Annotated in this window: 14 protein-coding genes, 1 tRNA gene and 1 pseudogene; 7 read left to right on the forward strand and 9 right to left on the reverse strand. The window is 60.0% G+C overall.

Annotation, left to right across the window (positions count from 1 at the left end; genetic code table 11):
- Positions 1-68: 68 nt before the first annotated feature.
- Genes CQ041_RS12770 through CQ041_RS12780 form a run of 3 tightly spaced genes read left to right on the forward strand, consistent with a single transcriptional unit; the run spans position 69 to position 2618 of the window.
- Positions 69-761 (forward strand): ABC transporter permease, encoded by a 693-nt coding sequence (locus CQ041_RS12770; RefSeq protein WP_105522182.1) that lies wholly within the window; start codon positions 69-71, stop codon positions 759-761.
- Positions 761-1450 carry an ABC transporter permease gene (locus CQ041_RS12775; protein WP_105522183.1) on the forward strand — a complete coding sequence of 230 codons (690 nt, stop codon included), beginning with the start codon at positions 761-763 and terminating at the stop codon, positions 1448-1450. The genes CQ041_RS12770 and CQ041_RS12775 overlap by 1 nt, the downstream gene beginning before the upstream one ends.
- Positions 1431-2618: a methyltransferase gene (locus tag CQ041_RS12780; RefSeq protein WP_105522184.1), complete on the forward strand. Its 1188-nt coding sequence runs from the start codon at positions 1431-1433 to the stop codon at positions 2616-2618. Before CQ041_RS12775 ends, CQ041_RS12780 begins: the two co-directional genes overlap by 20 nt.
- A gap of 240 nt (positions 2619-2858) precedes the next feature.
- Here CQ041_RS12780 and bcsQ read toward each other — a convergent pair whose 3' ends face one another.
- Positions 2859-3791 carry a cellulose biosynthesis protein BcsQ gene (bcsQ, locus tag CQ041_RS12785; RefSeq protein WP_105522185.1) on the reverse strand — a complete coding sequence of 311 codons (933 nt, stop codon included), beginning with the start codon at positions 3789-3791 and terminating at the stop codon, positions 2859-2861.
- A 394-nt stretch (positions 3792-4185) separates the two neighbouring features.
- On the opposite strand from bcsQ, the gene CQ041_RS12790 reads away from it, so the two are divergent.
- Positions 4186-4261 (forward strand) — tRNA-Thr (locus CQ041_RS12790).
- A gap of 145 nt (positions 4262-4406) precedes the next feature.
- On the opposite strand, the pseudogene CQ041_RS26550 reads toward CQ041_RS12790, so the two are convergent.
- Positions 4407-4763 (reverse strand): annotated as a pseudogene (locus CQ041_RS26550) (tyrosine-type recombinase/integrase); the annotation flags it as partial.
- Positions 4764-5277: 514 nt separating this feature from the next.
- Between CQ041_RS26550 and CQ041_RS12800 the strand changes: the two are divergent.
- Entirely contained in the window at positions 5278-5967 is a 690-nt protein-coding gene (locus tag CQ041_RS12800; protein ID WP_105522186.1) for an NYN domain-containing protein, read from the forward strand.
- A 60-nt stretch (positions 5968-6027) separates the two neighbouring features.
- Here CQ041_RS12800 and CQ041_RS26555 read toward each other — a convergent pair whose 3' ends face one another.
- Together CQ041_RS26555 and CQ041_RS12810 are read right to left on the reverse strand one after the other, a co-directional pair.
- Positions 6028-6324: a hypothetical protein gene (locus CQ041_RS26555; RefSeq protein ID WP_105522187.1), complete on the reverse strand. Its 297-nt coding sequence runs from the start codon at positions 6322-6324 to the stop codon at positions 6028-6030.
- Positions 6325-6336: 12 nt separating this feature from the next.
- Positions 6337-6567, reverse strand: coding sequence for a hypothetical protein (locus CQ041_RS12810; RefSeq protein ID WP_105522188.1), 231 nt, complete (start codon positions 6565-6567; stop codon positions 6337-6339).
- Between the two features lie 585 nt (positions 6568-7152).
- Here CQ041_RS12810 and CQ041_RS12815 point away from each other — a divergent pair.
- Both CQ041_RS12815 and CQ041_RS12820 read left to right on the forward strand, forming a co-directional pair.
- Positions 7153-7395, forward strand: a complete 243-nt coding sequence (locus CQ041_RS12815; RefSeq protein ID WP_105522189.1) for a CopG family ribbon-helix-helix protein — start codon at positions 7153-7155, stop codon at positions 7393-7395.
- Entirely contained in the window at positions 7385-7669 is a 285-nt protein-coding gene (locus CQ041_RS12820) for a type II toxin-antitoxin system RelE/ParE family toxin (protein WP_105522190.1), read from the forward strand. The genes CQ041_RS12815 and CQ041_RS12820 overlap by 11 nt, the downstream gene beginning before the upstream one ends.
- A 675-nt stretch (positions 7670-8344) precedes the next feature.
- Here CQ041_RS12820 and pelG read toward each other — a convergent pair.
- The 5 genes from pelG to CQ041_RS12850 are packed head-to-tail and all read right to left on the reverse strand — an operon-like array spanning position 8345 to position 14084.
- Complete coding sequence (pelG, locus tag CQ041_RS12830; protein ID WP_105522191.1) at positions 8345-9715, reverse strand: exopolysaccharide Pel transporter PelG; 1371 nt, start codon at positions 9713-9715, stop codon at positions 8345-8347.
- On the reverse strand, positions 9716-11230 hold the full coding sequence (gene pelF / locus CQ041_RS12835; RefSeq protein WP_105522192.1) for a GT4 family glycosyltransferase PelF: 1515 nt from the start codon (positions 11228-11230) through the stop codon (positions 9716-9718). It lies immediately after the preceding gene.
- Positions 11220-12215 carry a HEAT repeat domain-containing protein gene (locus CQ041_RS12840; RefSeq protein WP_105522193.1) on the reverse strand — a complete coding sequence of 332 codons (996 nt, stop codon included), beginning with the start codon at positions 12213-12215 and terminating at the stop codon, positions 11220-11222. The genes pelF and CQ041_RS12840 overlap by 11 nt, the downstream gene beginning before the upstream one ends.
- Positions 12193-13560 carry a PelD GGDEF domain-containing protein gene (locus tag CQ041_RS12845; protein ID WP_240995238.1) on the reverse strand — a complete coding sequence of 456 codons (1368 nt, stop codon included), beginning with the start codon at positions 13558-13560 and terminating at the stop codon, positions 12193-12195. Before CQ041_RS12845 ends, CQ041_RS12840 begins: the two co-directional genes overlap by 23 nt.
- Before the next feature lie 5 nt (positions 13561-13565).
- The gene (locus CQ041_RS12850) at positions 13566-14084 is read right to left on the reverse strand and encodes a penicillin-binding protein activator LpoB (RefSeq protein ID WP_105522195.1); all 519 of its coding nucleotides are present in this window, start codon (positions 14082-14084) and stop codon (positions 13566-13568) included.
- Positions 14085-14091 lie beyond the last annotated feature (7 nt).

The following is a 14091-nucleotide window of genomic DNA, read 5'->3' on the forward strand; positions in this document are numbered from 1 at the left end:
GGCATGCCCGGCGCGCCCTCTCGGGGCGCGCCGGCTTTTAGCATTGCCTGCCGCGATATGAAAACACCATGAATTTCGATCTCTACGGATTCGTGCCGGCGCTCGCCGCCGGCGCGCTGATGACCGTCAAACTGGCGCTCTCGGCCCTGTGCCTGGGGCTGGTCCTCGGCCTGGCCGGTGCCCTGGCCAAGACGTCCCCGTACAAGCCGCTGCAATGGGTGGGCGGGACTTACTCCACCATCGTTCGCGGCGTGCCGGAACTGCTGTGGGTGCTGCTGATTTATTTCGGCACCATCAATGGCATGCGCGAACTGGGCGAACTGTTCGACATCCCCGACCTTTCCCTCAGCGCCTTCGCTGCGGGCGTGATTGCGCTGGGCCTGTGTTTCGGCGCCTACGCCACGGAAGTGCTGCGTGGCGCGATCATCTCGATCCCCAAGGGCCATCGCGAAGCGGGCGTGGCGCTGGGCCTGTCTAAGTTTCGTATCTTCACTCGGCTGATCATGCCGCAGATGTGGCGCATCGCCCTGCCGGGCCTGGGCAACCTGTTCCTGATCCTGATGAAAGACACCGCGCTGGTCACGGTCATCGGCCTGGAAGAAATCATGCGCCACGCGCAGATCGCCGTGACGGTCACACGCCAGCCCTTCACCTTCTACCTCGTTGCCGCGTTCATTTACCTGTGCCTGACGTCGCTGTCGATGGTGGGCATGCACTACCTTGAAAAACGCGCCGCCCGCGGCTTCGTGAGGACGACGTAATGGAATGGGAAGTCATCATCAAATGGCTGCCGAAGTTTTTTCAGGGCGCCATTCTCACCCTGGAACTGGTCGGCATCGCGGTCGTCCTCGGCCTGCTCCTGGCGATCCCGCTGGGCATCGCCCGCGCGTCCAAGCGCTGGTATGTGCGCTCGCTGCCCTACGCCTACATCTTCTTCTTTCGCGGGACGCCGCTGCTGGTGCAGTTGTTCCTGGTCTACTACGGCCTGGCCCAATTCGACGCGGTGCGCTCCAGCTTCCTGTGGAAGTACCTGCGTGACCCGTTCTTCTGCGCCACCGCCACCATGACGCTGCACACCGCGGCCTACATCGCCGAGATCCTGCGCGGTGCCATCCAGGCCATCCCGCCCGGTGAGATCGAAGCGGCGCGGGCACTGGGCATGTCCAGGCCCAAGACGCTGTTCTATATCATCCTGCCGCGCGCTGCCCGTATCGGCCTGCCGGCCTACAGCAACGAAGTCATCCTGATGCTCAAGGCCAGCTCCCTGGCGAGCACCGTGACCCTGTTGGAGCTGACCGGCATGGCGCGCACGATCATTGCGCGCAACTACCTGACCGTGGAAATGTTCTTCACCGCCGGGGTGTTCTACCTGCTGATTTCCTACCTGTTGGTGAGCGCTTTCAAACTGCTGGAACGCTGGCTGCGCGTCGATGCCTGCCAGGGACGTTGAAGCCCGCTTCCAGGCGCTGGATCGGTTTCTGATCGAACGCCAGGGGCTGTGGCGACCACGGCCCTTCACCCAGCGCCAGTTAGCCTGGGAACACCCATATCCCGAACTCGCCCAATGGCTGCGCCAGCGCTCGCTGGCCGACGCCGAAGCCAGTCACAACGACCCCCACGACCTGCCGGCACCCGCGCCTTATCCACAGCTCGCCGCGCAGGCACGTCAGCTCAGCGTTGTGGATAAGTTACCGAGCCATCCCCTGCCACCTGCGCGCCATCGTTTGAACGTCGATGTGCCCGGTCGCAAGTGGCAGCAGATCGAAGCGTTCGGTGCGGCCCTGCAATTTGCGCAAACGCCCAGGCATTGGCTGGACTGGTGCGCCGGCAAAGGCCACCTCGGTCGGCGCCTGCTGCAAGACGGGCAACACCTCACCTGCCTGGAACATGACCCGGCACTGATCGCCTCCGGCCAGGCGTTGAGCGAACACCATGGCCTGCCCGTCACCCATCGCCTGCAGGATGTGATGGGCGAAGTGGCGATCAGCCCCGACCACACGCCTGTCGCACTGCACGCGTGCGGCGACCTGCACGTCAGACTGCTGCAACTGGCCAGCGCCGCCGGATGCAAACAACTGGCCGTGGCGCCCTGCTGCTACAACCGCATCAACGCCGAGGCTTATCACGCCGTGTCCAGCGCGGGTCGGGCGTCCAGCCTGCGGTTGTCTGTGGATGACCTCGGCCTGCCATTGAGTGAAACCGTCACCGCCGGCAAACGGGTGCGCTGGCAGCGGGACCGGTCCATGGCGCGCCGCCTGGGCTTCGATCACCTGCAACGCCAGCTTCGCGGCTGCGACGAGTACCTGCCCACTCCGTCCCTGCCGGCCAGTTGGCTGGACAAACCCTTTGCCGACTACTGCCGGGAACTGGCCAACCTCAAGGGGTTATCCACAGGTGATCAGGATTGGGCGGCGCTGGAAGCCTACGGATGGCAGCGACTGGCCGAGGTGAGAAACCTGGAATTGGTCCGTGGTCTGTTTCGGCGCCCGCTGGAGCTGTGGCTGGTACTGGATCGGGCACTGTTTCTGACTGAAAGCGGCTATCGCGTGGACGTTGGCAGCTTCTGCGAACCGGCACTGACGCCACGCAACCTGATGGTGCTTGCCGAGCGCGATTAAAGGGCAGGGTCGTCGCGGCAAAACCTGTGGATAACTCTGTTGATGAAATTTTTACCAAGCGTGCTGCTGTCTGTGAGACGGCTGCAAAGCAGTACTGTTCATTTTTTACACACTGGATAAAACGCACGTAAAACAGGCAGTTGCGCGGTGATGAGAACCGCGCCACAAAATGACCGACCGGTGACAGCCTTGACCAATCAATTGTGCATAAGCATCAGGCGTTAAACGTATAAACGCGGTTTAGACGGCTTTTTTCGGCGCCTTGAGCAATCGGCAAAGGTCGTCGATATCGTCTGCCGCCAGGCTCATCCCATGGCTGTCCAGAGGGTCAGTGCCAAATGCCAAGGCCTCGCTGATGGCCATGTCGCGATGCACTTCCAACGGGGCATGCCCCAGACGCTGCTTGAACGCCTCGACCATGTCCAGGCTGAAGGCATTGCCCTCGTCCAGCTTGTTGATCACAAAATGCACACGCGGCGCGCGCTCACCGTGGCGATACGGTGCGAGTGCTGCCTCCATCTGGTCCAGGGTGCCCAAAGACGCCCCATCGGCCTGGGCAACCACCAGCACCACGTCAGCCACGCTCAGGGCTTGATGGAAGTAGATGTTATTGCCGGCGGGAGTATCGATGATCACCGTTTGGCGCGCGCTCAGGTCCAACGCCGAGAGATGCTGGGCAAGCCAGCGCGGCTCACGCTTGAGCCAGCGCTGCAGGTTTTCCTGCTGTTGCAGCGTCGTGGTGCCAAACGTCAGCACCTGGGACCCGGCGAAACCGGCCTGCCGGACCTGCTGCCATGGCGCGTTCAGCAAGCTCGCGGTGCCGATGCCCGAAGCCTGGGAATCCACCCCGAAGTGTTGGCGCAATGCATTTTGAGGGTCCAGATCCAAAGCCAGCACCGACTCACCCTGACGCTGCAAACCACTGCTCAACGCCGTCACCAGCGTGCTGCGGCCAACACCGCCGTTGAACGAAACCAGCGCCACGACTTTCGGCCGCAAGACTGCGGCGTCCAGCGGCGGGTTGTGCTCATTGGCACTGGCCGCATACACGGGAAACGGCGTGCCGTCATCCACCGGAACACTGCCGAAAAAGTGCAGCCTCGCCGCCAACCCCTGAGGGTCGCGGCTGACGCTCTTGCCGAACAGCATTAAAAGATCATCAGTAAGGCTCATTGCCCAAGCTCCCGAACGACGCGGCTTTTAAAGACGTGAAGTGTCGGCAGGAGAGAAATTGCCGAAGTCTTTTCGTCGCCGTCTGTGTGGTGGCATTTTGTTACAGCCTAGGCAAAGTGTCATTATTTTGATGGTTAAGTTGGTTGTTTTTTAGACAAGCGGCAAATCGTCAAATTAATGACCCTGCACCGGTGGGCTATAGGGATTGTTAATCGATTCGTTGTGGGAAAGCGCGGCGCAGGTTGTGGGTTTGACAGGCTGCCGGAGGGGGCAAGGGAGGACTATTTTTGGGTAAAAGCGGGAGGGATGCGAGAAATCTGGCTGGGTTGTAAAAATAGTCAGAATTCAGGGGTTTACAGACGCTCGCCAATCGCTATAATCGTCGCCCTAACACGCCGGTATAGCTCAGTTGGTAGAGCAACTGACTTGTAATCAGTAGGTCCCGGGTTCGACTCCTGGTGCCGGCACCATATCTCGAAGCCCCGCAATGCGGGGCTTTGTGGTTTCTGGGGTTTGGGAAACTTCAAAAACTCGCACTGCGTTTTCGGCAAGAATGCCCAAAAAGTGTCCACACTTGAAAACCAGGGCTGCTTGCCTCAACCCCCGCTTCGTCCTCTACGACGCCTCACTCAGCTCGACACCAGTCTTACAACCCGCACCAGCCAAATCTGCCGGTTCACGAAAGTGATCAGCATTGACGGTCTCCGAAGCGCGATCCGACTCTCCCCGCTTCGCCATCCTGCCAGACTGCACCACAGTCAACGGATTCAACGTAACCACCTCTGCCAAATGCCCAGGACTGAAATGCGCATACTTCATCGTCATCGCCAGCGATGCATGCCCCAAGACCCGCTGAAGCGTGATGATGTCCCCGCCATTCATCATGTAATGACTGGCGAACGTATGCCGCAGCACATGCGTTAGCTGCCCCACCGGCAGATCCAACTTCACAGCCTCCACAGCCTCGCCAAACTTTTTGTAGCAATCACCAAACGGTAACGGTCACAGCATGGGGACTGTTGTTTTTTAGGTCCAGATACAGACCCGCTCCATCGTTGCCTAAGTAAAGGCTCATCGAGTTTCGTGTCTGTGCCCATGCCCAATAGGAAAGACCGAATACAACGGCCGAGATTACGCACGAAGTGATCGAAGCCCAATCTGTAATGCCCATGAATCAACCTTATCGAAGCAGTCCAATCGCGGTTCGTAACACGATCTCACGATTTCCCGCCGTTCGTCTTGGAGGCGTACATTGAGTAAAAATGCGCGTAGCGACATGCTACCGCGTCTCCGGTTCTTTTTTGTTTGCGGCTATTCGATGGTCGGCTGCGATCAAGCTTAGCAATAGCTAAGCAGTTGACATCGACGGCAACGATGTCCATCATTAATCCACTACTCAGCCCCGTACGCAGTGATTCAGTTCTCTGGCCGTTGGGGTGAAAAAACCGGCCCTTGTGCCGGTTTTTTCGTTTCTAAGGATTCATTCTTGCGTACAGCCTGCTTTGTAGATGGATACAACCTCTTTTATGGCCTCCTTGCGGGCACGCCATACAAATGGCTCGACCTCCCCGCGCTGCTGGCACATATCGTTCGCGTTGAGCATCCCGACAACACGATCAACACCATCAGCTTCTTCACCTCCGGCGTGAAGCCATCACTCGCCAGCCGCGGGATAGCATCCAAAGAAGCCCAAGACTCATATCTACGCGCATTGATTGCGCGTGACGTACAGGTGTTTTATGGACGCCATCAGCTTGAGTCAGGCAAGGCACCGCGCTTCATCAATAAGGAAACACCTGCGTCCAGAGCAGACCAAGTCGAAGTCTGGAAGCTAGAGGAAAAGGAAACAGACGTCCACATTGCCATCAGCATGTATCGCCTTGCATGTCGCGAAGAACGCTTACCGCCTGAGGAGCGCACTCTGCAAATCGTCCTGGTTTCTGGCGATACGGACATGACACCCGCTTTGAGAGCGCTTCGGGAGGATTTTCCTGAGCTTCGCATAGGGGTTATCCTGCCGCACCGCGAAGGCGTCCAACGCACGGTACCTGGCTCCCTCAAGCAGTATGCCGATTGGATGCGCCATGTGGTGACCGAGGTTGAACTTGCAAATCACCAACTCCCCTCTCGGGTACCCACACGCAAGAAACCAGCGGTTAAACCTGATTACTGGTAACTCCCAAGGAAACACCACCCATAATCCGGCAACTCTTTAGATATCCTGTCCTTCCCGCAGCTAGCCTAGCCGGCACCACCAAGATTGCGCATACGCGCAGCCTTCAATGTACTCAATACCGCTCAATACAAAGCCCGTCGAGGCCATCCCGGATAACGTCGCATCCAACAGCCGGGGCAATGATTCCGGCTCCAAAGGCATACCGACCCGCATACACGCAACATTCGAGCTGCGGCCGAGTTCGTTACACGCGCTGGCAGAAACCAGAACGTCACCCCTGATTGCATTGTAGCGTCGCCGTTCCTGCGCGGTTAAAGCTACGCCTTTGCAGCGCATAGGCGTAATCAGCATATGCATGGAAGATCCTGCCTACTCGCCATAGCCTTCATCCAGCAGAGCCTCCACGGCATAAGCCAGGGCGCCGTCTGCCTGCTCAAGTAAATCACCGAGTTCAGCCTGATTAATTATCTGAGCCCGGTGCAACGCGTTGGCTTCATCAACCAATTTTTTATGGTGCTGACCTGCGTGCAAAAGCAACGCACGTTCATCATTCAGTAGAGCCAACCATTGTTGTGAGAGATCTTGACGCTGGGAGGTCATTCATCGACGAGATTCCTCAAGGGGAAGGCTACCAATTACTGTTTATACATCCAGCATATTGTTGCAATAACCTTGAGGTTGATCCAGCCGGCGAAATGCAAGGGTGATAACGCTCTCGACTTTTTGATCGGTAGAAAAACTACCCCAGAAAAAGCACTTTTCCCCCTCCCGCCGACGGGCTCGGCGTGCTTGTTTTGTGAAAGACGGAACGCTCAGAAATGACAGCTAAAAGCCCGATTACCTGCGGGCGGCGCCGGATCAAAAGACGGCTGCATACTGCGACGTCTTTGGAAAAAATCTGAAGCCGATGCGGTGAAGGTGGCAGCTGTGCGCAGGCTGAGAAACCGGAGATACAGGAACCCGGCAGACCCGAAGGTCTCCCACGCACAGCCGCCATTGCACGAAGTGCCAGACGAAAAAGACCGCCTGCAAATCGGGTTTTGGGGGCGCTTGGTGCGCCTGCATCTTGCCGGGTTCTCAGGCCCTATTGCGAAAAATTGTGAAATATCGTCGCGACGATCTGCTAATCCAGGTGAGCTCTTGTCGGTGTAAGATGTTCATTAACCGCTCACCATTGAGGCTGCCATGACCGGGATATTACTGAACCTGCCGGAAGACCTTTCGAACTCGCTCTCCGATCTGGCTAAGACGAATGGCCAAACCGTGAGCTATCTGGCGATGGATGTGCTTCGCGACTACATCGAGCACGAGAGAGCGTTGACTGCGCAGATTGAACTGGCGGTAGAAGAGGCTGATGAAGGTAAATTCGCTACCGATGACCAAGTTGCGGCAATGCGCGCCCGCCGCTGGAGCAAGAATGCGGGTTGAGTGGCTTGAAAAAGCCCTCAAAAACCTGGAAGACGAAGCAAGCTTTATAGCCCTTGAAAATCCCAAGGCTGCTGATGATTTCTCAGATTCGATTTTCGCCAGCGTAGACAAACTGGTCCGGTTTCCCGCGATGGGCCGTGAGGGCCGAGTCAAAAATACGCGTGAATGGGCGGTGCCCAATTGGTCCTACCTCATCCCCTATCGGGTGCGCGGTGACCGCCTTCAGATCCTTGGGGTATTCCATACGCGGCAACGCCCTCGTACCAAGTGGTGACGGGGCGCAAAGCGAGTACGAAGTACATCCTCCAGACTCATCTAATGGCAGCATTGCCACGACGTTCCTAACCGTTTCGTAAGCAAGCGCACCGTCAACACGAAATAATAGTGTGTCCATTCCGCATGCCCATTCAGGTGGTGATTTGAAAACTACACGAGGTGCTTCTGCTGCCACGTCCACGGATTATCTTTTTGCCAGCGCTTGAATGGAATGGTGAAAAGCAGGCAGATTCAGTTGGCATTTCCGTCCAAGCCGACTCATGAAAGGCAGGCGTACAAAGCGTACATTAGCGGGCAGGACGAGAGGTGAGCTAACGGTCTGCTCCCTCAAGCGGCTTTCGCCTTGAGCCGCGTGACGTTCGTCCGGGTCTGGTTTGCACATTCGTGCGGGGAACCATGCTCCTGTTGGTTGGCCTCCAGACAACGGCTCCACCAGTTCATGATCAGCCAGCGGAAACCGACAGAACCCCAAAACGAAAAAACCCGCCAGAAGGCGGGTTTTTCGGGGGTTCCAGAGATTTTGAAAGCTTTCTCTGGAACCTTGTATGGTGCGGCACCAAGAGTCGAACCCGGGACCTACTGATTACAAGTCAGTAGGTCTAGCCCCACCCCCCCACAAAAAAAGGCACTTCCCCCACCGGAAAAGTGCCTTCTTCACATCCCTACCCGCCCATCACCGCGCCAGCATAAACGTGTCGTACTCCAGATCCTCCAGCGCCGACGACAGTCGCGCCAGCCCCAGCAGCACGCACACCAGCAGCGACAGCGTGAACCCATACCCAAAGAAGCTAGGCCCCAGGTGCATGCTGAGCAGCGTCAGGCCGGCGTTGAGGACGGCGAAGAGTACGCACAGCTCCAGCACCACGCGGCGTTTGTCGAGGTAGAAGAACACGTTGAGCAGGGCCATGAATACCACCTGGATGCTCACGCCGATGAGGTCGATGTAGAACAGCGGCAGGTAGTAGCTGGAGATGCCGATCCACTCCAGCAGGCGTGGGGCGAACAGGAACAGCAGGACCACGGTGAGGCCCTGGACCTTGCAGATTTCCAGCAGGCCCTGGCGGATCGACAGGGTCATTTCGGTTTTCAGCGAGCCGATGTGTTGCAGGGTCTCGCCGTCACGGATGGCACGGAACAGGCGGTCGTACCATTCGGCAAAGTCGGTCTCGATGCGCACCAGGAACACGGCCATGCCGGGGATGATCGCCAGGTAGGCGATGAAGATCGGCATGTCGTACAGGATGGAGGCGCGCAGCGGGCCGATGACCGCGTTGGAGGTGCCGGGGTTGAACCAGAACAGGATCTTGTCCACCCAGATGCCGAAGTTGTAGAAGAACCCGGTCACCAGCAGGCTGAGAAACACGTTGCGACGATTGAGGAAGTCGAACGCAATCATCTTCTCGGCACGGTATTCGCGCAGGATGTCGTAGAGGTACAGGAACAGCAGGCTGCCGTGTCCGATCAGCAACGCCAGCAACAGGCCGGGCATCTTCAGGAAGCTCAGCAGGTAGGCACTCACCACCATCAGCGAGTAGCCCACCACCATCACCATGAGGATGCGGTTATATTTTTTCATCCCCGACAGGAAGATGATCACCAGCCACAGGTTGCACAGCACCACGAAGTTCGACAGCACCAGCACCCGGTAGATCAGCGGCTGGTCGAACAGGGTGGCCAGCACGATGACGCCCAGTACTCCGGCGCCGACCGTGACCATCAGCAGGATGCCCAGCAGGTTGGGCAGGATCTGCTCGTACTTGTGTTCAAACAACTGGTCGGACACGAAGCGCGTGAAGAACAGCTGCAGGCCGCCCGTCAGGATCAACGAGCTGGCCATCAGGTACGTCACCGTCACCAGGAACTGCCCCACCAGCGCGTTGGGCAGCAACAGGCCCAGGCTGATGATACCCACCAGCATCACGCTGATGATCGACAGCACCCACGGCCCGGAGCTGATCAGGCCGGCATACACGTAGGCGTGCAGGGTGGCGGTGTATGAGTCGCGCGACAGAATCTTGCGCAGTTCGAAGCCAATACCGGCCATTTAACTGTTCTCCATGGCTGCCTGGTACAGGTCGCGGTAGCGCTGCAGCATCAAGGCTTCGGTGTAGTAACGGTTGACCCGCAACAAGCCGCTGGCCTGTGCAGCCTTCCAGCGGTCGGGGCTGCGCAACAGCTCGAGGATCGCGGCCGAGGTGGCCTGCGGGTCGGCGATCGCCACCACCTTGCCGGCGAGGCCAAGGTCACGGTCTTCGGCGCTGCCGCCTTCGATCAGCTCACGGCAGGAACCCACGTCGCTGCTGATCACCGGCGTACCGGCGGCCCAGGCTTCGAGGATCACCAGCGGCTGGGCCTCACTGATCGAGGTGAGCACCATCAGGCCGAGTTTCGGCAGGATGTCCTGGATGCGCTGGAAGCCGAGGAAGTGCACCTTGCCCTCCAGGCCCAGGCTGGCCATGAGGCTGCGGCATTCGCTGACGTATTCCGGGTCTTCTTCTTCCGGGCCGACGATCCAGCCTTCGGCGTGCGGCATGGCGCTGATCACACCGCGCATGGCCCGCAAAAAGGTCTTCACGTCCTTGATCGGCACCACACGCCCGATCAGGCCCACCACCGGCGCGATGCCCGGCTCGCGGGTTTCCATGGCGCTGGCCCACTGCGACAGGTCGATACCGTTGGCGATCAGTTGGGTGCGGGCCGGGTCGGCGCCGTCCTTGATCTGACGCTGACGGTTGCCGTCATACAGGGCGATGATGTTGTCGGCGCTGTTGTAAGCCAACTGGCCGATGCGTTCGAAGTAACGCACCCACAGGGTACGGATATAGCCCGAACCCCCGTCGAGGCTGCGGTTGAGTGCCTGGCCGGAGCTTTCGGCGATCCACGTGGCCTGGGCCAGGTCGATCTTGCGCTCCTTGGTGTAGATGCCGTGCTCGCTCAACAGGTAGGTGCACTTCCAGCGATGCTTGAGGATGCACCCCAGCAACCCGGCGTAACCGGTGGAGATCGAGTGCAGCACCCGCGCCCGCGGCATTTTGCGCGAGGCTTCGGCGAGCATCAGCAGTGGCGACTGCAACGAGCGCAGGGTCCAGAAATAGTTGACGAAGGACGGGTCGGCGCAGTGCTGGCGATAGCCTTCGCTGAGGGTCTCCCAACTGGCGCGGCTGCGCAGCACGTCGTCGAGGGTCAGATGGCCTTCGGCGATGTTGTTGAGCAGGCGCTCACCCAGCTCGCGCTCGGGCTGGTCCGGGTGATGCAGGAAGCGGTACAGATCGGCCAACTGCTGCGGGTCGGCGTCGCGCGGCGTGGTGTTCACGTCAACAGGGTGCGTGGCATCCTCGAGGAACACTTCTTCGATGTGCAGGACGTTGGACGGCACTTCGTAGCGGCGCGAGGTGTAGGCCGAGCGCTGGCCGCCGATGAACATCACCGAAAAGGTCAGTTCCGGCAGGCCGAGGATCATCTGGTGGATCCAGCTCGATACGCCGCCACGCACATAGGGCCAGGTGCCTTCCAGCAGCAGGCAGATGTCGGCGGTCGGTGCGGCTTCCTTATGATTCATTCCAGCTCCTCACCAGCTCGGCGAACGGTGGCCGCCGGCGGGTTTTTTCCGGAAGGCTGGCAAGCAACCCGGGGATTTCGTGATAACGGCCGGCCTCGAACGCCAGTTCGGCATGGAACGGCAGCAGTTGTGCCGCCCCCAGGCCATTGCGTTCAGCCTCGTGCAACAGCGTTTCGGCGCGTTCGTTCTCGCCGCGCTCCAGGGCAATACGCCCGGCCAGCAGGATCAACTCACCGCCCTCGCCTGCCGCCAGGCCTTTCTCGGCGTGTTCGCTGGCTTGGTTGAGCACGTGCTCCAGCACGCTGCCCTGAGCCAGGCCCAGGTAGGCCAGCTCCCAATACCAGCGCGCCAGCATGCTGTGCACCGGGCCGGCCGCACCGGCGCTGGCATGGGCCAATTGCTCAAGGCCCATCTGGATATGCAGGTTGATGTCGCTTTCTTGCTTGTCGAGCATCGAGTACGCCAACAGGCGCACGTCGTCGCTGGGGTCGCCCAGGGCCAGTTTGAGGATCGGCACCGCGTCCTTGCCCGGCATGCGACGGGTCGCGAGCAACGCCGCCAGGCGCTGATCCGGGTCGGGAGCATGACGCAACACGTCCTGCAAACCGCCATCGGCGAAGATCGGCGAGCGCATCTGCGCCTGTGCGCGGAACGGCAAGTCCGGGATACCCACGGCCTGCCAGGCTTGCTGGTCGCGTTTGCGCGGCAGGTACAGGGCCGGGAAAATCGCCGCCACCACGCCCAGGGTACCGATCACGGGGACGAAGAACGCCAGGCTGAAAATGAACAGCGGGCTCCACGGCAAGGGCGCGCGGTAACGCGCCGGCAGCAACAGCCAGACAGCGCCGCATAGCATCAGGCAGGCAAGGCCATGACTGAAGATGAACACCAGCAGTTGGTGCAACTCCGGCGCATTGAGCCACAAACTGGCCCAGCTGCCCGCCTCTAACAACAAGGCTCCGCTAAACAGCCACTTGCTGATCATTCAGGCCACACTCGTTGTAAAGGAAGTTACGCAGCCCGTTGCGATCACAGCCAGGCTCCAGGTTGAAAGGCATTACCCGCACACCCAGGCTCTCAAAGTCAGTGTCGATACCGAAGTGCTCGTGCAGCAACATACCCATGCGCGCCAGGTAGCCTTGGGTGCCTTCCGGGCTGGTCAGTGGCAACAGCACCAGCAACACGTGGTGGTCGCGGCTGTTACGCACCGGCAGGTGCAGGTCCAGGCCGCGCTGGCTGCGCTCCATCAGGCGCGTCAGCTCGTCGTTGGTGCGGGTGATTTCGAACGCGAACAGGCTGGCCGGCAGTTTGTGCTGCTCCACATCCACCAACGAGCGTTTGAGTTGCAGGGTGAACTGCTGCGCATCGGCGTCCGGCAGGCTCAGCACTTGCGGGTCGCGGCGCAACAGGTCGGCGATATGGCCGGCGAGCAGCGACAGCAGGCTCAAGGTGCGGTCCTGGAAGGCGAAGAACGGCATCTGCCGAACGGCCAGGATCGCCAACAGCTGACCTTCGGCATCGATCAACGGAATGCACGCCTGCAACGACGAGAACCGCGCGGAGTTACCCGAGTCGATCAGTTCCTGACGCACACTCACCAGTTCGCCACGCTCCAGGCACAGCTTGATCAGGCCGTCTTCGGTGCCCAGCGGGCCCATCACGCCGATCATCGCCAGGGCCTGGGGCAGGACGCTTTTGCCGGATTCGTCGACGCGGTACAGGCCGGCCACACGCAGGGCGCCGTACTGGCCGAGCATCGCTACGATGGGTTCGGCCAGCTCGCTGAGGGCATCGCCTTCAACCGACAGACCACGCAGTTTTTCCCGCAGGCCCAGCAGGGAGCTGCGCAGGCTCTGGTCGCTGCCGGCCACACGCTGCTCCAGCAGGTCGTGGGAGACGCGCAGGATCTGGTGGGCACGGGTGAACTCGTCGAGACGGTACTGACGGTATTCGTTGGCCATCTGCAGACGCTCCAGGCGGCGCATCCACAGGTCGCGAACCTCACCCACCAGCATCCCGCACACCAGCACACCGACGATGAACGACGGCTCAAGCTGGGTATAACCTTCATGCCCGGTGTAGCGCAGCACGAACAGCGCCGCCACCAGCAGCACGGCGCTGAACAGGCCGCGCACAAAACCGTAACGCACACCCAACAGCAGCGGCGCCAGAATCGGCCACGGGAAACCACTGTGCATCTGCAACGGGTCGTCGGGAGTGAGCCAGAAGCCCAGGCCAATGGCCAACCCCGTTACCAGTAGTGTTTCCAGCCAAGACACCGGCCCGCTGGCGCGAGGCGCCAGGCTGTAATCCATGTGTGGAGAATTCATTGCGTTCACTCGAACCGAAGGGCGCCAACAAGTTTGTCGATTACCGTCTGAGCATTGCCCGCCAGGCTTTCACGGGACCAGCCGGCGCGCGCGCCGCTCTTGCTCCAGAGGACGGTGCCGTCCTTGGCGTCGAGGACGCGCAGGCTGACGCCGACCGCAGGCTCGCCGTCCAGGCCGTTCTTGTATTGCCACTCTTCCACGCTGCCGGAGACGACGTAGTCGAGGCGCTGCTCGCGCGCCCACTCCAGGGCACCGGTCAAGCGCTCGTTGTCGTCCATCAGGGCTTGTTCGCCCTGGGTGCTGGTTGGGTAGACCCGCGCCTTGACGCCATGGCTGTTGAGCACGCTGAGCAGGATCTGCTCGCTGCGCTCACCGGCTTGCGGGGTTTGCGAATAGTTGACCATCGGCACGATGCCCCATTTGGCATTGCGCGACAGGTTCGGGCTGGTATCGCTGGTGAAGCTCGAGCAACCGGCGACGAACAGTACTGTCAGAGCCAGGCTCAGGTTACGAATTGCTTGCATAGGTTTT

This window comes from Pseudomonas sp. MYb60 (assembly GCF_002979555.1).
In the GTDB taxonomy this organism is placed as follows: domain Bacteria; phylum Pseudomonadota; class Gammaproteobacteria; order Pseudomonadales; family Pseudomonadaceae; genus Aquipseudomonas.